This window comes from Bradyrhizobium sp. 604_D8_N2_3 (assembly GCF_051810765.1).
GTDB lineage: Bacteria > Pseudomonadota > Alphaproteobacteria > Rhizobiales > Xanthobacteraceae > Bradyrhizobium > Bradyrhizobium barranii.
Genome location: NZ_JBPWPM010000002.1, coordinates 36,501 through 55,289 on the forward strand (window position 1 = coordinate 36,501; position 18,789 = coordinate 55,289).

General features: G+C 61.1%; 18 protein-coding genes and 2 pseudogenes. 16 read left to right on the forward strand and 4 right to left on the reverse strand.

Annotated elements, in window-relative coordinates; all coding sequences use genetic code 11:
* Window positions 1-26 precede the first annotated feature (26 nt).
* Together AB7245_RS44905 and AB7245_RS44910 are read left to right on the forward strand one after the other, a co-directional pair.
* Window positions 27-882, forward strand: a pseudogene (locus tag AB7245_RS44905) (glucose 1-dehydrogenase).
* 156 nt (window positions 883-1,038) lie between these two features.
* Complete coding sequence (locus tag AB7245_RS44910) at window positions 1,039-1,248, forward strand: hypothetical protein (RefSeq protein ID WP_231145733.1); 210 nt, start codon at window positions 1,039-1,041, stop codon at window positions 1,246-1,248.
* 26 nt (window positions 1,249-1,274) lie between these two features.
* Here AB7245_RS44910 and treZ read toward each other — a convergent pair whose 3' ends face one another.
* On the reverse strand, window positions 1,275-3,119 hold the full coding sequence (treZ, locus tag AB7245_RS44915) for a malto-oligosyltrehalose trehalohydrolase (RefSeq protein ID WP_231145732.1): 1,845 nt from the start codon (window positions 3,117-3,119) through the stop codon (window positions 1,275-1,277).
* Between the two features lie 151 nt (window positions 3,120-3,270).
* Between treZ and AB7245_RS44920 the strand changes: the two genes are divergently transcribed.
* The 6 genes and pseudogenes from AB7245_RS44920 (at window position 3,271) to AB7245_RS44945 (ending at window position 8,946) form a co-directional block, all read left to right on the forward strand.
* Window positions 3,271-3,402 (forward strand): hypothetical protein, encoded by a 132-nt coding sequence (locus AB7245_RS44920; protein ID WP_283019018.1) that lies wholly within the window; start codon window positions 3,271-3,273, stop codon window positions 3,400-3,402.
* A 278-nt stretch (window positions 3,403-3,680) separates the two neighbouring features.
* A complete protein-coding gene (locus AB7245_RS44925) occupies window positions 3,681-4,856 on the forward strand; it encodes a zinc-dependent alcohol dehydrogenase (protein WP_231145731.1) in 1,176 nt (391 codons plus the stop codon).
* Between the two features lie 14 nt (window positions 4,857-4,870).
* Complete coding sequence (locus tag AB7245_RS44930; RefSeq protein ID WP_439035812.1) at window positions 4,871-5,425, forward strand: hypothetical protein; 555 nt, start codon at window positions 4,871-4,873, stop codon at window positions 5,423-5,425.
* Between the two features lie 4 nt (window positions 5,426-5,429).
* Window positions 5,430-7,057: pseudogene (locus AB7245_RS44935) on the forward strand (alpha-amylase family glycosyl hydrolase).
* 683 nt (window positions 7,058-7,740) lie between these two features.
* Window positions 7,741-8,091, forward strand: coding sequence for a hypothetical protein (locus AB7245_RS44940; RefSeq protein ID WP_341850590.1), 351 nt, complete (start codon window positions 7,741-7,743; stop codon window positions 8,089-8,091).
* A 507-nt stretch (window positions 8,092-8,598) separates the two neighbouring features.
* Complete coding sequence (locus AB7245_RS44945) at window positions 8,599-8,946, forward strand: hypothetical protein (RefSeq protein WP_439035813.1); 348 nt, start codon at window positions 8,599-8,601, stop codon at window positions 8,944-8,946.
* Between the two features lie 403 nt (window positions 8,947-9,349).
* Here AB7245_RS44945 and AB7245_RS44950 read toward each other — a convergent pair whose 3' ends face one another.
* The 3 genes from AB7245_RS44950 to AB7245_RS44960 all read right to left on the reverse strand — a co-directional run bounded on the left by AB7245_RS44950 (window position 9,350) and on the right by AB7245_RS44960 (window position 11,990).
* Window positions 9,350-10,615, reverse strand: coding sequence for a hypothetical protein (locus AB7245_RS44950; RefSeq protein ID WP_439035814.1), 1,266 nt, complete (start codon window positions 10,613-10,615; stop codon window positions 9,350-9,352).
* 121 nt (window positions 10,616-10,736) lie between these two features.
* Entirely contained in the window at window positions 10,737-10,913 is a 177-nt protein-coding gene (locus tag AB7245_RS44955) for a DUF2934 domain-containing protein (RefSeq protein WP_439035815.1), read from the reverse strand.
* 753 nt (window positions 10,914-11,666) lie between these two features.
* The gene (locus AB7245_RS44960; protein ID WP_439035816.1) at window positions 11,667-11,990 is read right to left on the reverse strand and encodes a low affinity iron permease family protein; all 324 of its coding nucleotides are present in this window, start codon (window positions 11,988-11,990) and stop codon (window positions 11,667-11,669) included.
* Window positions 11,991-12,251: 261 nt separating this feature from the next.
* On the opposite strand from AB7245_RS44960, the gene fdhD reads away from it, so the two are divergent.
* The 8 genes from fdhD to AB7245_RS45000 are packed head-to-tail and all read left to right on the forward strand — an operon-like array spanning window position 12,252 to window position 18,788.
* Window positions 12,252-13,055: a formate dehydrogenase accessory sulfurtransferase FdhD gene (gene fdhD, locus AB7245_RS44965; RefSeq protein ID WP_354130567.1), complete on the forward strand. Its 804-nt coding sequence runs from the start codon at window positions 12,252-12,254 to the stop codon at window positions 13,053-13,055.
* A gap of 46 nt (window positions 13,056-13,101) precedes the next feature.
* Window positions 13,102-13,659 carry a c-type cytochrome gene (locus tag AB7245_RS44970; RefSeq protein ID WP_231145724.1) on the forward strand — a complete coding sequence of 186 codons (558 nt, stop codon included), beginning with the start codon at window positions 13,102-13,104 and terminating at the stop codon, window positions 13,657-13,659.
* 5 nt (window positions 13,660-13,664) lie between these two features.
* A complete protein-coding gene (gene coxB / locus AB7245_RS44975; RefSeq protein WP_425364329.1) occupies window positions 13,665-14,666 on the forward strand; it encodes a cytochrome c oxidase subunit II in 1,002 nt (333 codons plus the stop codon).
* Complete coding sequence (ctaD, locus tag AB7245_RS44980) at window positions 14,663-16,576, forward strand: cytochrome c oxidase subunit I (protein ID WP_439035817.1); 1,914 nt, start codon at window positions 14,663-14,665, stop codon at window positions 16,574-16,576. Before coxB ends, ctaD begins: the two co-directional genes overlap by 4 nt.
* Window positions 16,573-17,175 carry a cytochrome c oxidase subunit 3 gene (locus AB7245_RS44985; protein ID WP_439035818.1) on the forward strand — a complete coding sequence of 201 codons (603 nt, stop codon included), beginning with the start codon at window positions 16,573-16,575 and terminating at the stop codon, window positions 17,173-17,175. Before ctaD ends, AB7245_RS44985 begins: the two co-directional genes overlap by 4 nt.
* A 56-nt stretch (window positions 17,176-17,231) precedes the next feature.
* Entirely contained in the window at window positions 17,232-17,513 is a 282-nt protein-coding gene (locus tag AB7245_RS44990; protein ID WP_231145772.1) for a hypothetical protein, read from the forward strand.
* A complete protein-coding gene (locus AB7245_RS44995) occupies window positions 17,501-18,394 on the forward strand; it encodes a cytochrome c oxidase assembly protein (protein ID WP_283019027.1) in 894 nt (297 codons plus the stop codon). Before AB7245_RS44990 ends, AB7245_RS44995 begins: the two co-directional genes overlap by 13 nt.
* Window positions 18,378-18,788 (forward strand): c-type cytochrome, encoded by a 411-nt coding sequence (locus tag AB7245_RS45000; protein ID WP_439035819.1) that lies wholly within the window; start codon window positions 18,378-18,380, stop codon window positions 18,786-18,788. The genes AB7245_RS44995 and AB7245_RS45000 overlap by 17 nt, the downstream gene beginning before the upstream one ends.
* The last annotated feature ends 1 nt before the right edge of the window (window position 18,789 follow it).

Below are 18,789 nucleotides of genomic sequence, written 5' to 3' on the forward strand. Positions count from 1 at the left end.
CTCTCGACCCGCGGAGACCGATCTCGATGCCAGACTATCCGAAGCCGCCTTACCCCAGTCAGAAGCAGCCGATGCCGGGGTCGACTGCGAAGATGGACCCCCGCCCCGATCATGGGGAGACCAGCTACAAAGGATCGGGGCGACTAAAGGGCAAGCGAGCCATCATCACGGGCGGAGATAGCGGAATAGGAAGGGCGGTCGCTATCGCCTTCGCCCGTGAGGGCGCCGACGTCCTGATCGCTTATCTGGAGGAGCATGAAGATGCGGAGGAAGCCGCGGCGCTCGTCGAAGCGGAAGGCCGCAAGGCTATTCTGGTCGAGGGCGATCTGAGGTCCGCGGACCATTGCAGGAAGGTCGTCGATCGGGCGGTCCACGATCTGGGCGGCGTAGACATTCTCGTCAACAACGCCGCCCATCAGGCGACTTTCAAGGATCTCGCCGACATCAGCGACGAGGAATGGCGGATGACGTTCGACGTGAACATTCACGCCATGTTCTTTCTCGCGAAGGCCGCGGTGCCCCACATGCAGCCGGGTGGCGCCATCATCAACACGGCCTCTAAACTCTGACATGCCCAATCCCACGCTGCTGGCCTATGCGACGACGAAGGGCGCTATTCAGAATTTCACCGGCGGGTTGGCCCAGATGCTGGCGGAGAAAGGCATCCGCGTGAACGCCGTGGCGCCCGGGCCGATCTGGACGCCGCTGATCCCGTCGACCATGCCCGACGACGCCGTCAAGAACTTCGGCAAGCAGGTGCCGATGAAGCGCGCCGGGCAGCCGGCCGAGCTGGCGACGGCGTACGTGATGCTGGCTGATCCGCTGTCGAGCTACACCTCCGGCACCACGGTCGCCGTGACCGGAGGGAAACCCTTCATCTGATGTCGGGCCTGTAGCATCCGATCACGCCTGCTGGGCGACATGGGCCCGTCTTGCGCTGGTAAGGCAGTGGGGGCCTTGGCCGCGAATGCGCGGAACGGCGCTTTAGGAACGACGTCCCGCTTGACGCATTGGCAGCGTATGGCGGAGAGGTAGAAAATGGGCAATAGCGGCGTTGGTATGCTTCTGGGTGACGTCTCGGTGACCGCGCTGTGGATGTGGTTCATCGGCGCGTTCATCCTTGGCGGAGCGATCCTTTATGGCGTGTTGAGGGCCGGTCGTCTGCGCCGCAGCGAGCGAGAACAGCTGGATAGGAATACGGAAGCGGCGCAACGCCGTGACGATCCGCAGAAGCGAGCGGGGCGCTAGGTACTTCTGTAGGCGACGCCTTTCGTTCATGGTGGAGCCGATCTCCTGCCTAGGCGCACCAAAATATCGGATGGATGTAGATAAAGGTGGCCTTCTTCCGGTTCGGCGCCCCACAAGGTCTCGCCTTCGACCAACGGAGGCCGCAAGACGGCCTGCTCGGCGAAGTTCGTGACGATCTGAAGGATACCGCCTTGCGGCGTATGCCACTGAACATCGAGGCCTCCGATGCTCCCGTCTCGCGGATCGAGCAATTCAGCGTAAGCTCCGACAACACCCTCCCTGAGAAGCGGCAGGATATTCGCGCGCCGTATCTCCAACAGGTCTCGTGTCAGTGCTCGAAATCGACGGCTCACATCCGACCGTTCAAGCGCTTGCCAGTCCAATTTTGACGCCGCGAATGTTCCTCCGTCGCAGGGGTCCGGAATCCGGTCACGCATTTCTGGTGTCGCGAACGCCGCGAAATGCGCGAACTCTTTGCGCCGACCTTCGCGGGTGAGATCGGCCGCCTCACCTTTCCAGTCGGCAAAGAACAGGAACGGCGTCTCGGCAGCGGCCTCCTCTCCCATGAAGAGCATCGGAATATGCGGGCTAAGAAGCAGCAAGGCCATGGCTTGCTCCAACTTTTCGCGACTGACGAGTTTCGCCAGCCGTTCGCCGAGGGCCCTGTTACCCACCTGATCGTGATTTTGCGCGAAGAAGATCGTGGCCTCCGGCGGAAGGTGATCGCTCCGTTCGCCCCGCGGCCTGTCATGCAAGGGAAAAATTTCGCCCTGATAGGCAAATCCTTCCGCAAGCGATCTCGCCAGATGCTGGAGCGGCCGGTCGGCAAAGGCCCGGTAATATCCCTCGTTCTCGCCGGTCAGCAGCACGTGCAGGGCATTGTGGAAGTCATCTCCCCACTGCGCATCATAAAGCGTTACTCGGCCATCCCGACGTTCGAGCAGGCTCGCTTGATTAGCCTCGTTTTCGAGCATCAAGTGCACGTGCCGGCGGCCGACCTGTTCACGAACGGTTTCGGCCAGTTCGACGAGGAAATGCTGTTCGGAATCGTCTTTCAAGGCGTGCACGGCATCGAAACGCAACCCGTCGAAGCCGTAGTCGCGCAGCCACATCAAAGCGTTGTCGATCAGGAACTGGCGCACGAACGCGCCGTGCTCGCCCTCGAGATTGACGGCGGGCCCCCAGCCGGTCGTGTGTCGATCGGTAAAGAAATTCTCGGCGTAACTGTGCAGATAATTGAGCTGTGGCCCAAAATGATTATAGACCACGTCGAGATAGACCATCATGTTGCGCTGGTGAGCGGCCCGCAGCAACCTCTTGAGATCTTCTGGACGACCGTAGCATACGTTCGGCGCATTGAGCAGAACACCGTCATAGCCCCAATTGTGACGGCCGGGGACATCATGGATCGGCATGAGCTCGATGGCCGTGATGCCGAGATCACGAAGGTCGTCGAGCCGCTTCTCTACTCCAGCGTAAGTTCCTTCGTCGGAGAATGTGCCGACATGCAGCTCATAGATGACGGCTTCGGCCCAGGGCCGCCCTGGATAAGGATCGAAGTCCCGCAAAGCTACCGTGTTGATCACTTCGCTCGGTTGGCCGACATCATCAGGTTGAAATGACGACGCGGGATCGGGAACCACGAGTTTGCCGTTGATCCTGTATTGGTAGCGCGTTCCTGCATGGGCCGTCACGCTGAGAGCCTGATACCACCCCTGCTCGTCGCGGGGCATGCGCCGCGGTGCCTGCCCGCTTTCGAGCAGCTCGACCGATTCCGCCGACGGAGCCCAAAGATTGAAAACCACACCGTGCCCGGTGATATGCGCCCCGTGCCGCCGCGGCTGCCCGGCGGCTCCCAACTTCTCGTTCAAGCTTTCCTCACAGTCTTCTTCTGGCCGGCGCGTTTTAGACGGCCAGGAAACTACCTGGCGTGAATCCCGCAATCGAGCCTGTGATCAATGCGTCCCGACCTGCGCCGGATCCAGGAAGGCCTTGCTGTCGCAGCGGCGGAGATCTGCCCGCTTGCTGGTCAAGAAAGGCTCTGCCAAGGCCGACGCCGGCGTTGGCCAACAGCGCATCGATTGGCCGGCTGCCGACGGCCGCGCACAACTCGTCGACCCCTCTGTCGTCGCCGGATCCGCCTGCACTGCCTGAACGCTGCCCGCTCGATGGCTACCTCGTCTGCGGCGAATGACGAGATCAAAGCCGGCTTCAGCCGCACAGCAAGTTTGCCGGTAGATGCTCCGGTGACCAGGGCGAGTTGCTTGTCTGGCATGACATTATCCTCGTGTATTGATCTCTTCAATCGGTCTTCCCACGCTGTCGTTCCTATTCAGCGCATAGCGGTTGCGATGCGGCGATTTGCGGACCGCGATAGCAACCATCGTTCTTCGTTCGACTTAGATGGCTCGTAACGATCGCGGAGGACAGAGATGAAAGCGCTGGTTTGGCACGGCAGGGAGGATATACGGTGCGACACCGTCACCGATCCGGAGATCCAGGACCCTCGGGATGCCATCATCAAGGTCACGAGCTGCGCCATTTGCGGCTCCGACCTCCATCTCTTTCACAATTTCATTCCGGGGATGCTGCCTGGCGATGTCATGGGCCACGAGACCATGGGCGAGGTGGTCGATGTCGGTTCCGGTGTCGACCGCAAGATTAAGAAGGGCGACCGCATCGTCGTTCCCTTCACCATCATTTGCGGCGAATGCGAGCAATGCAAGCGTGGCAATTTCTCCGTCTGCGAAACCACCAACCGGAAGCGCCACCTCGCCGACAAGGCGTTCGGACACACGACGGCCGGCCTGTTCGGTTACACGCATCTGACCGGCGGCTATCCCGGCGGGCAGGCCGAGTATCTGCGCGTGCCTTATGCCGACGCCACGCACATCAAGGTTCCAGCCGGAATCCCCGACGAGCAGTTGCTTTTTCTCAGCGACATCTTCCCGACAGGCTGGCAAGCGGCGGTGCATTGCGACATCGAGCCTACCGACACGGTAGCGATCTGGGGTTGCGGGCCGGTCGGGCAGATGGCGATCCGAAGCGCCATCCTGCTAGGTGCCAACCAGGTGATCGCGATCGACTGCCTGCCTGAGCGCCTCAGTATGGCGGAGGCCGGGGGAGCCGCAACGATTAACTTCGAAACCGAAAGCGTGGTCGAGCGACTTAACGAGCTGACCGACGGCAAGGGCCCGGAAAAATGCATCGATTGCGCCGGCATGGAGGCGCATGTAATGGCCTCACAGCCGGACACGCTGCTCGATCGTGCCAAGCAGATGGTGATGCTCGAGAACGACCGCCCCCATGTGCTTCGGGAGATGATCTATGTCTGCCGTCCCGGGGGCATCATCTCCGTCGCCGGTGTCTACAGCGGCCTCTCTGACATGATGCCGATGGGCGCCTTCATGAACAAGGGCTTGACGATGCGAACCGGCCAGACCCACGTCAACCGCTGGACCGATGACCTGCTGCACCGCATCGAGCAGGGCGAGATAGATCCGTCATTCGTCATCACCCATACGGTGCCACTGGAGCAGGGCCCGCAGATGTACCAAGTGTTTCGCGACAAGCGGGACTCCTGCATCAAGGTCGTTTTGAAACCCTGAAGGAGCTGTCAGACATGTTTCATTTCTCCAACTTCCTGCGCACCAAAGGCGATCCAAAGATCATCGAGGGCGGACAAAGCCTGAAGAGACCGGCGGATCAGCTCGCGCGCGCGCTCGGCTGGTTCAGCATTGGGCTTGGCGCCGTCGAATTGCTGGCGCCGCGTCGCGTCACGCAAGCGCGGGGCATGGAAGGCAGCGAGACCCTGGTCAGAGCGTTCGGCCTCAGGGAGATCATGGCCGGAATCATGTCGCTGTCGGTAGACAAGAATGCCGGTCTTTGGGCCCGCGTTGGCGGAGATGGCCTGGATGCGGCCGCGTTGCTGTCGGGCTTGACGGCGGACAATCCCAAGAAGGGCAACATCGCGCTCGCGCTGCTGATGGTCGGGGGGATTGCCATGCTCGACTACCGGGCCGCACAGGACACCAAACCGCTCCGCCCGGCCCGGGACGCAAGGCGAAAACTTTTTCCGAACCGCAGCGGCTATCCTAGGGGACTTGAGGGCGCGCGAGGCGTTGCAAGGCAGATCGCAGCACATACTAACAAATCGCCATCGCTAAATCCTTCCTGAACGCATGAGGCACGACCGGGTCGAACAGAGCGAGGCGGCTCAAGCAACGGCGGAAAAGCCGTGGTGGCACTCTGCGACGATCTATGAGATCGCGCTGATCTCGTTTCAGGATTCCAACGGCGACGGCAAGGGCGATTTAGCAGGCTTGCTATCGCGCGTTGACTATTTGAAGTGGCTCGGCGTCGACGCGGTGTGGCTGACGCCGATCTACCGAAGTCCGTTCCGGGATCTCGGCTACGATATCTCGGACTATTGCTCGATCGACCCTGCCTTCGGCACTCTTGATGACTTCGACCTTCTTCTTGGTCGCTTGCACGATGCCGAAATTCGTCTCATACTTGACCTCGTCCCCAATCACACCGCGAACACCATGCCTGGTTCGTCGAAAGCCGCAGCTCTCGCGACAACGCGAAGGCAGATTGGTACATCTGGGCTGATCCGGCCGAGAATGGGGGTCCGCCCAACAATTGGTTGAGCCGCTTTGGCGGCAGCGCGTGGGAATGGTGTGACGGGCGGCGGCAATATTACTATCATTCTTTTCTCGTCGAGCAGCCGGACCTGAATTGGCGAACCCCGGAGGTACGCGCGGCAATCGCAGACGTGATGCGCTTCTGGCTGGACCGGGGCGTTGATGGTTTTCGCGTCGATGCCAGCGCCGTCCTGATCAAGGACCACCTACTGCGCGACAATCCGCCCAATCCGGATGCCGAGGGCGAACCGCCGCCGCAGCGCCAGACGCCTGTTTTTACCGACGATCGTCCGGAGACGATGCAATGCATCGAGGACATCCGGAATGTGATCGACCAATATCGTGGAAGGCTGTTGTGCGGTGAAGTGCAAGGTAAGACCGACCGGATCGGGCATTTCTGCGGCAACGATCGGCCGCGCTTGCACTTGCCGTTGAACTTCGCGCTGCTCGATACGCGCTGGAATGCTCTATCTCTGCAAGCAGCGATCGATGCCTATTTCAACGCTCTGCCTTCGCAAGCCTGGCCGGTCTGGGTGATCGGAGGGCATGATAAGCCGAGGGTCGCGAGCAGGATCGGAGAAGCGCAGACGCGCATCCTGGCGATGCTATTGATGACCCTCCGGGGAACCCCATTCTTCTACATGGGCGACGAGATCGGCCGCGAGCGGGTCTCCATCCCGCCGGATCGGATCCGCGATCCGTTCGAGAAGCTGGTGCCGGGCTATGGGCTTTGCCGGGATCCCGAGCGCGCGCCGATGCGCTGGGATGACGGCCCGAATGGCGGCTTCACTGAAGGACACTCTTGGCTGCCGCCCGGTCCAGTCGGTTCAAGGGATGTCGCCGGCCAGCAACGAGACGAGCGCTCGATACTTGCCTTGTTTCGAGAGCTCATCGCGCTGCGGCGCGAGCAGACGTGTCTGCGCGAAGGCGAGCAGCAGCCGCTCCGCTCACGGAACGATGTCCTCGCTTTCAAACGCGCCCGGAACGGAGACGAGATATTGGTCCTGCTCAACATCGCCCCCGAGCCTCGGAAATGGCGCTGGCAGGGTCATGGCCGCCTGCTGATGTCGACACATCTCGACCGGCAGCCGCAGCCGCTGCCGGACACCCCCCTCCTCCTCCGCGGCAATGAAGGGGTGATCATCGCCATCGAGCGCTCCTAACCAAGGACGGACTATGGGGCTTCCCAATAGTCTCACCAGCACCTTCGGCATCCCCCAACCCCGCTGCCGGTCGATTGGAATAAACTACCCGGCCTTTCGCCGCCTTTATGCGCCGGGTCAGTGGCGCTGACGTCGAGGTTGACGGATGAGCCAGACGAAGGGCCCCACACAGCGACTTCTCGGTAAGGCCAAGCAATCCGTCGGCGAAATCATTGTAGATCAGGATCTCCACAAGTAAGGCAAGGTCGAGGCGGAGAGCGAAGCGGCCATTTCGATGCACCGCAAGCCCGTCGATTCTGTCGGATGATTTGGGCCAAAGCGCCCCGAGCATCACATTCAGCTATCTTGCGGCCGAACTGTTCGACCGAAGCACTCAAGCAATTGAAGTGAACGCCGTCGCCCTCAAGCTCCCTCCATGCGAGACATGGATTCTAGCGCTCGGCCGTTCGACAAGTCCCGCAGGCGCTCACGGTGGGTTGCGGCGACCGCGCTCGGTCTGATCAGTAGTGTCTTTTCCACCGTTGTAAGCCAGCTGTTTGCCGCGCGGATCGGCCGCGATGCGGCCGTAGATTTTTCCTGGGCGCTGGTGTTTTTCGGCGTGCTCGGCCGGTGGACCGCCGACCGAGACCGCTCACTATCCTGTCGCTCGCGTTGCCCTGGGCCGTCTTCTCCTCTGCGACGGAATGGTTGGTGGTGCCGCGCTACCACTGTTCACGCTGCAGCAACCCTATTGGATCGGCCTCCTCGTCCATGGCTCGTCTGCCATCATGTACCCGCTGCGCTGGAAATGGCGCCGCGCGCCTGCGCCAGATGTGCGCTTCGCCAAAAGCTGGATCACCGGCGCGATAACTGCGATCCCGGTGCTGGGCATACTCGCGTTGTTCGGCGGTCACGGCTACAAGCTGCCTGGATCGGCCGCGACAGGGATGCGGACCAGGCTTTTATCCGTCACACGAGGGTGCACCACGCTCAAGGCATCGATCTGGCGCAGATCGCTTCGGAGCGCGCGAAGGATCCGCATCTGCGAAGCTTGATGGTCGCCAGCCAGGTGGGCGAGAACCGATTTTCGAAAACTGGTGGCTGAGTTGGTTCGACACCGAGATGCCGGACTGCACCGGCGAGGAGCGTGCCGCCATACCCGGTTTCTCACCGTGGCCGAGATGCGGCGGATCAAGTCTGCGCCGACTCACTAGTTCGACCCGATTTTGTGGAATTGATGAGCAGCCATCACCGGGGTGCGGTGAAGATGACCGATCAGATGTGGTAGAGCCCGGGAGACTTTCGCCTGCGGGTGATGGCTCACGCCATTCGCCACGAACAGCAGGCGAAATCAGACTGAGGGGCTTGCCGCCGTTTCCGCGGCCTCCCGCAATATGCTGGCGGACAATGTCAATTGAACGAGGCTTCGTCCTCCCGCACGTCATCGGTCCGACTCCTAACTTTTCGTCTCCGCTCTGGCACGACGTTTCCACGACCCCTGCCTTCCAAGCGTCAGGAACCTTTGTTTTCAGATGGCGTTTTGCGGAGTAGGAGAAAGAGAGATGACCAAAGCGGAAATCACAGCACCTTTTCTGAAGCGGCTGAGGGTCAGCACGGAGATCGACGACGAAGATGAGCATGCGATCAACAGCCTCTCGATAGCGATCAGGCAGGTGGTCAATGGTGAGGCAAAACGCGTCCATAGGGGATCGCCCATCCGCTGCTGTCTGGTTATCGAAGGTTTTGTGCTACGATCGAAGATTGTCGGCGCCGGGCAGCGTCAGATCCTGGCATTCCACGAGCCGGGTGACGTTCCCGACCTACAAGTCTTCTTCTTCAAGTCATTTGTCTCTGACAGTCACGTCCCCTCGACGTGGACACGTCCCTGGCGATCGAAGTTGCGGCGATGATCGCCTCCCTGGTTGCGACTTCGAGGCTGGCCGCAAACGTTCGCACAGTGTGGTGCACGAACGTTTCCGGCAAGGCACGCGCGCTGCATCCGCGAGTGCGCTCAACTGAGTTGTTCGAATAGCACATCTGAGATCGGAGCGCGACATCTGGCCGATTGTGGTTTTGAGCATGGCAGCCAGGTCGCCGCCCCAGCCAATTGGGTATCGCGACCAAGTCGTGGCGGCGATCATCCCCCGAGCTGTCCGCCTACATCGTGATTGCTACGGATAGACCCTGCGGCCATAACAACAAGCTGTCAATAAATGCGACAAGACTAGATCATCTGACAGCCAGTTGTAACTCAGAAGTCAAGCGTTGTTCCCCGATGCCTTCGGTTCATGATGGAACGGAACAAGGCCACCATCAGCCATGGTTTTTGCCCCACCATTTTGCGATCTCCATCACGAGCTCGTTCCACAAGTGCGTCGGCAAATCGGGCACCGCCACACGAACGCTATATTCATCCAAAATGGCGTCGCGAAACCATTCTGTCGTGGCAAAGTCAAAGCCAAAACTACCTGCGTGGCGGATTGGATATCGGCTGCGCAACTCGCCGCTCATCGCCTCGGCGGCTTGCCGGGCGCTCAGCTCGTCGAGGGGGCGCCTGGAGCAGAGCGTGACATAGAGGCCGTGGACGAAATGAAGCTCGGCCGAAAGCTTAGGGATCTCGCGGGCAAGAAGCCGGGCCGCCAGACGGCCGTTGCGAAGAATGGCTGCAATGCGCACCCGAGTTAGCGCCCTATAGTTTTTGCCGCCCGCATAGGGCGGGAAATGCGCCGGGAGCGCCGCGCTACCCAGAAGACGGACCGCGTTGCCCGTTTCTCCAGCCAAACGCTCGATCATCGCGCGCTTTGCATCCGCGCCCTCCCCGCTCCAATTCACGAAGACGGCAGAGCCGAGCCTGCCGTATTCAGCGCCGAGCGTGTCCAACTTGTTGTGGCTGCGCACCATGGCAACAGGAACTCCGCAACGGCGAGCCCAGCGCAGCACACGCCGAACACGGCCCGAGTTGCCGGAGAAGCAGGTCGTGTCGAACACGAGCAGATCGAACGCAGAACCGTCACGGCGCAACATCGCCTCAAAGGCGCCGGCACTGATGCATGAATCGAGCAAGAGAATTTTCGGTGCGTCCTCCTGATCAAACGATTCGGGCAGCGGCAGCGCCAAGGGGACAAGCCTATAGCTTGGGAGAAAGCGATCGACCAGCTCCAGCGTCTCCCCGTAAGAGCCTGGTAGCACCAGAATGTGTGCCTTGGGAAAAATCAGCCGGGAAGCCAGGAAAAGTGAAGAGATCGCCGCCATGCCGGACGCCGTATAAGTCGCGTCGCGTGCACAGCCGCGTTCTAAATCATAGAACGACGGTCCACTGACGCTGAGATCAGCGCGCTGATAATCGTACTGAAATTTAAAGTGTCCACTCGCAGGCAGCGCCGCAGACCAAGCCGTCTCGGTGGCGTTCCAATCTTGAAGCTCATGTTCGGCACGCAATGCGGCGGTCAGCTGAAACTTCGCTGCGATGGCCTCATCTACCGTCGGCGGACGAGACACTTGTCGTGGACTTCTCAGACAATCGTGGATCAGGCGAATTTCGCGGTACTTCCGCTCAAGATAGGTCTCGATGGTCTCCATGCGCTCTTGCTACGCCCGCGGGGGTGGTTACTCGTCTCTTAACGTAAGGGGACCTTATTCAGTCCAATCGCAGCTCGTCATCAAGTGGCGGCATGCCGAAGCCGGCCAGAAAATCCTACCCTCAGTTGGCTGCTAGGTTCGGAGTGTACGATGGCAAGTCAGCCTGCTTTTCGCGCTCTGCAAGAAGCTCTTTTTCCGCTTCGTACGAATACGTGTCCATCCGTCCTGCCGGCGGTCCAGCCCTTTCCCAGAGAAGGTAGGCACGTTTACGGATGTCTTCCTCGCTTAAGCCTGCCATCGGAGATCTCCTTGTTGGCAAACGAATTGTAGGCAAAACGCGTTGTGAAGATGCGAGTTCCTGTTCGGCCTCAATGGGACGCGTGCTCAACAGCCTTATCATCCCGCAACTTTGCGACCTGGGAACGATTTTTTAGGCGCTGACACCGCCCACGGTTTCATTGCTTGGGCCTTCTGCGCCAGCCTTGCAGCCACAAAAGGCGGCGGCCTTCGTGATGGCACCTGCAACCGCCGCCGCTGATTGCGAAAGGAAAGGACCATGCCAATTCTTCTCTGGCTAGTCGGAATCCCGATTCCCCTTATTATCCTGATCATGCTCTTGCGTTAAAGCACGAAGAGCGATTGCGATCTGCTGGCCTGGCAGATCGCAATCATAGAATAATCAGAAGCATCGCGCTTCGCGGAGCCACCCGCGAACACGGACATCGGTTCATCCAAAATTCCAACCCGCTTCGTTGGCCCAGTCCGTTGCTAGACCAATGTCTCTTAGGTGGATGCCTAGGGCATGAGCTACAACAAAAGACACGCCGGCGCGAAAACGGCCGCTCTTTGCTGCTCCCGGCCAGTCTGCGATCCAGGCGCCGCGAAGGAGATTGTGGGGTGATGGGTGACGAGCACCAATCGTTGATGGTCAGGTTTTTCGGCGAATTGGTCTGACTTCGAGCGAGGCACCACCGCAACTTGTTCTGTGAGAAACCATTGACCGGATTGATGCGAGGATCTGCACCAAATAAAGGCACGAACTCTCGAACCCTCAAGATGCCTGAACGTGTGCGCGCTCTTGCTCGACTTCCTCGGCGTCCTTCTTGTCGACATCCATCAAATCTGCATCCGCATCCCCGACGGCCTTCAGGAGCTCGTCGAGTTTGGCATGAATGGCCTGAGCATCGCGATGCTCCGCGCGCTGGATGAGAAGGGTCATTCCCCAGGTTGCGAGTGTTGCCATCGAATGCCATTCTAGTCCGCTTCCGAGTACGAGCCAGCAAGCTCCATAGGCCAAGAAGACAACGAACGCCGCCGGCCGCGACGTCGCCACACCGACTTTGGTTAACCAGCCTCGCATACAGGCAAGTGACATGTCCGCCAACGTGAGCGTGTCGGACCCGTTCCACGAACATAAATTGCTAGAGATGTCCTCAATCGGCAGGGCGTGGAACCCGTTGACCGCTGCCTGATGACCGGCTTTCTAATCGGTCGCCGTTCTCTGGCGCGATAGGAGGCCCTAACCCTGCGGGCGCCCGCTTAGGAACCATCTCGCAAGGGTGGCGTCGTTTCTTCTTTCAGGGAGGACGCGTTGCACGGCTCGCAGTCTAGGTGCCAGACAAATCTGCCGCACGCGGTGGTCGGCGCCGATTGTCGCGACCAGGACGGGCGACTTGCTACCCGCACACTTGCTGAAGAGACCCCCGTGGCCCTAGCGTACAACGGAACGACGCTTGCCGTTGTGATGGCGACACCTGCCGATCTCACCGATCTCGCCCTTGGGTTCAGCCTGACGGAGGGAATCATTGCCGCGCCGTCCGAAATCGAAGACTTGGAGATCGTCCGGCACGGAGACAGCGTGGAACTGCGGATGTGGCTCACGTGCGACCGGAGCGACCGCCTTGCGGCGCGGCGCCGGCGTTTGGTTGGCCCGACAGGTTGCGGCCTCTGCGGGATCGAAAGCCTGGCCGACGCCTGTCCGCCCGTCCCACCCGTTGCATGCAGTCTCTCGCTAACCGCGGACGACGTTTCCTCTGCGGTGGATGCTCTTACTGCGGCGCAGGATATCAATCGTGCAACCCGGGCAACGCACGCAGCCGGACTCTATCGGCCTGGATCGGGATTGTTGCTGCTGCGCGAGGATGTCGGCCGGCATAACGCCCTCGACAAGCTCGCGGGCGCGATGGCCGCAGAGAGCGTGACCGGCACCTCAGGTGCGCTTATCCTAACCAGCCGCGTATCAATCGAGCTTGTGCAAAAGGCCGCGGCCATCGGCATAGGCATTCTGATCGCGGTCTCTGCCCCTACGGCGCTCGCAGTCCGAACCGCAACCGCATCGGGGATTACGCTGGCCGGCATCGCGCGCGGCAGTGAGTTTCAGGTTTTCAGCTGGCCTGAGCGCATAACTCGAAGACTCAAGCCCACTGGAACCAAGCAGTAGCGCACCGATTGATAGTTCCCACGGGCAGACGGGTCAGATGAAACGGATGACCAGCATTCTGATCGCAGTTGCGACGGTCTTGGCGGGCTGTCAGCGGGAACAGCGACAATTGCGGCTCGATCCACCGACCGCCGATGCGCTCGACAAAATCGCGCTGATGCCGAACCAAATCGCCGGCGCGCCCCCGCAGGTCTACTTCGCGCTAGGCAACCCCTATGAGGCCAACGCCTACAATCTGAGCCAGGGCAAGCGGCTGTTTGCGTGGTTCGGATGCAAAAGCTGTCACGGCGACGGCCAGGGTGGGAGCGGGCCGGGCTTCCTTGACGGCTGGTGGTACTACGGACCCGAGATGGTCTCGATCTTCGCCTCGATCCGGGATGGGCGGCCGCACGGCATGCCATCATTCCGCGACAAGATGACGACCGATCAGATCTGGCAGCTTGCAGGCTTTGTGCAGACCATCGGCTCCTATGAAGGCAAGACCGCCGCGCCCAGCCGCAACGACGAGAAACAGACGCGGCCTGCCGAAAATCGCGCACCGGCCAAGCTGCTATTCGATCAAGGCCCCTCACCGGTTCATTTGGATCAGGGACCGACGCCGTGATCCGCGTGCTGAGCAAGGCCTGTTTGAGCGCAGTACTTGCCGTTCCGCTGGCAGCGTGCGGCAGCAATTGGCAATCCGCGCTCGACGTTCACGGCACCTCGGCGATCAGCTTGAAGCATCTCATCCTTCTGATCGTTGCGGTCTGCTCCCTCGTCTGGATGCTGGTGATGGTCGGGCTGATCTGGGCTTTGTGGCACCGGCGGGAAGGCCGGCCGACACCACCTCAGGCTGGCCGCGAGCGGCACATGACCATCGCGGTCACCGGCGCCGTCATCGTCACCGTCGTGATCATCGGCACGTTCACCGTCATAAGCTTTTTTGCCACGCGCGGTCTCAGCGTCGCCGGCCAGGACGATCTGACGATCCGGGTGCGCGGCCTGCAATGGTGGTGGGGCCTCGAGTATATCGGCCCGGATCCGGCCCTGCGATTCGAGACCGCCAACGAAATCCACATTCCGGTGGGCCGCAACGTGCGGCTCAAGCTCGAGGGCCTCGACGTGATCCATTCGTTCTGGGTCCCGAGCCTTGCTGGCAAGCAGGACTTGATCCCTGGTCGCTCGAACGAGTTGGTTATCCGCGCCGAGAAAGCTGGTGTCTATCGCGGTCAATGCGCAGAATATTGCGGCATGCAGCACGCGCACATGGCGTTGCTGGTGATCGCGGAGTCGCAGGAGAATTTCGACAGATGGGCGAACGCGGAGCGGAATGCGGCGGCCCAGCCGGTCGAAGAGGAGGCCGCTGCGGGAATGCAGACGTTCCTGACGAAGCCGTGCGCGGCCTGCCACACCATCCGTGGCACCATTGCAGCCGGCACCACGGGGCCTGATCTCACCCATGTCGGCAGCCGCCGGACCATCGCGGCGGGACTGTTCGAAACCACGCGCGGTTCGCTTGCTGCCTGGATCGCCGATCCACAGACCATCAAGCCGGGCAACAACATGCCGATGGTGCCGCTAACGCCCGACGAGCTGCGCGCGGTCTCCGCTTATATGGCGAGCCTGAAATGAACAGCCCCGCCAAAGCGTCCAAGACGCGCGATATCGATATCCAAGGCACGCGCCTGACAGAGGCGCTGACGGAAACATGGAAAACGCCGCCCGGCATTTGGGGCGCGCTCACCACAGTCGATCACAAGATCATCGGGCGCCGCTACATCTTCACGGCCTTTATCTTCCTTGCCCTCGGAGGAGTTCTCGCCGCGCTGATGCGGATTCAGCTCGCGCAGCCGGAAGCGCGCCTGCTCGGCGCCGACCGATATAATCAGATCTTCACCATGCACGGCGCCAATATGATGTTTTTGTTCGCCGTGCCTGTAATGGAGGCCGTCGCGGTCTATCTGGTGCCGCTGATGGTTGGCACCCGCAACATCGCCTTCCCTCGCCTCAACGCATTCTCCTACTGGATCTATCTCGCCGGCGGCGCTCTGCTCTGGATTGCCTTTGCGCTCGACATGGGACCCGACGTCGGCTGGTTTGCCTATGTGCCGCTATCCGGGCCGCAATATGCCGCCGGCAAGCGCGCCGACATCTGGGCACAGATGATCACCTTCACTGAAGTCTCGGCTCTCGCAGTTGCTGTGGAGATGGTGGTCACCATCTTCAAGCAACGCGCGCCGGGCATGACCCTCGACCGTATCCCCGTGTTCGTCTGGGCGATGCTGGTGACGTCCTTCCTGATCATCATGGCGATGCCGGCGATCATGGTCGCCAGCACCAGCCTGATCCTCGACCGCCTCGTCGGCACGCACTTCTTCAATCCGGCCGAGGGCGGCGACGTGCTGCTCTGGCAGCATTTGTTCTGGTTTTTCGGCCATCCCGAGGTCTACATCATCTTCCTGCCGGCTGCCGGCATGGTCTCGACCATGATGGAGCCTTTCGCACGGCGGCCTGCCTTCGGCTATCTCGGCCTGGTGATGGCGTTGATCGCCACAGGCATCCTCGCCTTCGGCCTGTGGGTGCACCACATGTTTGTGACGGGCTTGCCACGGCTGGGAGAGAGCTTTTTCACGGCATCCAGCATGGCCATCGCCATCCCCGCCGGTGTTCAGATCTTCTGCTGGCTGGCCACGCTGTGGGACGGCAAGCCAGTGTTCAAGACGCCCCTCCTCTTTATCATCGGTTTCTTCGTCACGTTCGTCATCGGCGGCCTGACTGGTGTTATGGTCGCCTCCGTGCCGTTCGACACCCAGGTGCACGACACTTACTTCGTGGTGGCGCATTTCCATTATGTCCTCGTCGGCGGCGCCGTTTTTCCGCTGCTCGGCGCCATTCACTACTGGTTTCCCAAGCTGACCGGACGAATGATGAGCGAGACGCTCGGGCAATGGTCATTCTGGCTGATCATCACCGGCTTCAACGCCACATTTTTCCCGATGCATATCCTTGGGCTGGAGGGCATGCCCCGGCGTATCTACACCTATCAGCCCGACCTGCCGTGGCACGCTCTCAATTTGTTCGCGAGCCTCAGCTCTATCGTGCTCACCGCGGGGTTCTTGCTCTACTTCATCAATGTCATTCGAAGCGCGCGCGCCGGCGAAGTCGCGTCCGACAATCCCTGGGATGCACCCACTCTGGAGTGGGCCACCACATCGCCCCCCCCAAGCTACAATTTCGCGATGATTCCCGTCGTCACCAGCTTACACCCGCTATGGAACAGCCGCGACGCCCTTCTTGTTGCCGACGGCCTGCGTACGGATCGACGCGAGCTGGTTGTGACGTCGCTGAATACTGCCGAGCCACAGGCGCGCGAGGCCTCGCCGCGGAATTCGATCTGGCCTCTGCTCACGGCGATCGCAACTAGCATCATGCTGATCTGGTCGATATTCACGCCATGGGCGGTGGTGTGGGGCTCAATCCCGATCGCCGTTGCGCTGATCGGCTGGTTCTGGCCCAAGGGCACGCCGGAGGATGAGGCATGAGGGAAAGGATCGTGCTTCATCTCGGCCAACTGCCGTTACACGGAATGGGGATGCAGAGTGCCACTTGGTGGGGCACGCTCGCCTTCATGTTGATCGAGGGGACCGGCTTTGCCCTGGCGATCGCTGTCTATCTCTATCTGATGAGCCTGGCGACCACCTGGCCGATCAACGCTCCTCCGCCCGATTTGCTTCCCGGTACGCTGGTGACACTCATTTTGCTCGTCAGCCTAGTGCCCAACATCCTGATCTCGCGCTGGGCGGCGCAGCTGGATTTGCGCAAAGTCAGAATCGCACTCGTCTTCATGTCGATCTTTGGAATCACGCCACTGATCGTTCGCATCTTCGAATTTCCCGCCCTGCGGATCAGCTGGGACACCAACGCCTACGGTTCTGCAATCTGGCTCCTGCTCGGCCTCCACACCACACACATCATCACCGACCTCGCCGACACCCTGGTCCTCGCTGCGTTGATGTTTACGAGCCACGGGCAGAACCGACGTCGTTTCGGCGACGTCCAGGACAACGCCATGTATTGGAACTTCGTCGTAGTGGCCTGGCTTCCAATCTATGGCTGCATCTATTGGTTGGCACGGCTATGAGCGCGTCAAAATTCCTGACCCATCTTGCGATCTGGGCCGGCCTCTGGTTCGCCTCGATGATCTGGGCCGTCAACATGCAGCTCGGACCAATCCTGCCCGATGTCGATTGCCGGTCACCGCTGCATATCTCTGCCATCATATCCTTTGCAGGCGCGGCCTTGACGGCTCTGTCGGGCGTCGCGTCGTGGTCTTGGACACCAAGGCTGGGTGTGGCGAGCGCGCCGGCTCATACGATCGATTTCGCCAGAGCGGTCAGCGCCCTTTCCGCTTGCCTCTTCACCTTTGCTCTTGCGATGCAGAGCATCGCCTCTCTGGTGTTGACGGGATGCGAAAGATAGCGGCAATCACAGCTGGCCTGCTGGCGAGTGGCGCGGCACATGCCCACGAGCTGCCGCCGAACGTGAGCGGCGCGCGTTGGACGCTCGATCCCTGGATCGTCCTCCCTCTGATCGTTTTCGGTTTCACGTACGGCGTCGGCGCGTTTGTCCTGCTCAAGCAACGAGCTCGTGGTCCTAGTGCCGGACTCTGGCAGGTCGTTGCCTGCACGGCCGGCTGGCTCTCGCTGACCGCAGCGCTCCTGTCGCCGCTGCACTGGCTGGGCGAGCGCCTGCTCAGCTTTCACATGATCGAGCACGAGATCCTGATGGCGGTATCCGCCCCATTGCTCGTGATAGCGCGACCGGTTGGAACGCTGCTGTGGTCTCTGCCCCGCCGGGTTCGCTTGTCGGTCGGCCGCTGGATGCGACTGCCTGCCACCGACGCCGTGTGGGGCTTTCTCAGCGCCGGTCTCACCGCCACGATCCTGCACGGAATGGCGATCTGGGGCTGGCACGCGCCGCTCCTGTTCGATGCAGCCGTCTCCAACCTCGTCCTGCACCGGCTGCAGCATCTCAGCTTTTTCCTGACGGCCGTCCTGTTCTGGTGGTCAGTGTTCAGGCGCAGCGAAACCGGTGCCGCCGCCTGGCATGTCTTCATCACCATGCTGCACAGCAGCGTCCTCGGCGCCTTGATGGCACTTGCGCCGCATCTGCTCTACCGGGAGCAGCAGGCGGCCGCGGCCGAGTGGGGCCTGACTCCCCTGGAGGATCAGCAACTGGCTGGCATCATCATGTGGGTGCCGGCGGGAACGATCTATGCCGGCGCGGCCCTTGCCCTGATTGCGCTGTGGATCAGGCGTGCCGCGAAACAAACGGAGCGGTCCGATGCCATTCACGCTTAGTAGAATGCTTATTGCCATGGTCGTCGCGGCCTGCGCTCTGACTGCGTTGGCCGTCGCAGGCGGCGTCGCCCAAAGTTTCCGCAAGGAGACCGAGAATACCGCCCGGGCCATGACCGCGGGCGACCCAGCCCGGGCGCCCGCCCTGATCCGCCGCTATGGTTGTGCCGGATGTCATACCATCTACGGCATTCCCGGCGGTGACGGCCAGGTCGGAAGCTCCCTCGCCGGCCTCCGTCAACGCGTCTATATCGCAGGCGTAGTGACCAACTCGCCGGACAATCTCATTCGATGGATCGTGACGCCGCAGGTCTTCTCGCCGAGGACAGCAATGCCGGCCACGGGGATCAGCGAGGCGGAGGCACGCGATGTCGCGGCCTATCTCTATGCGCAGTGAG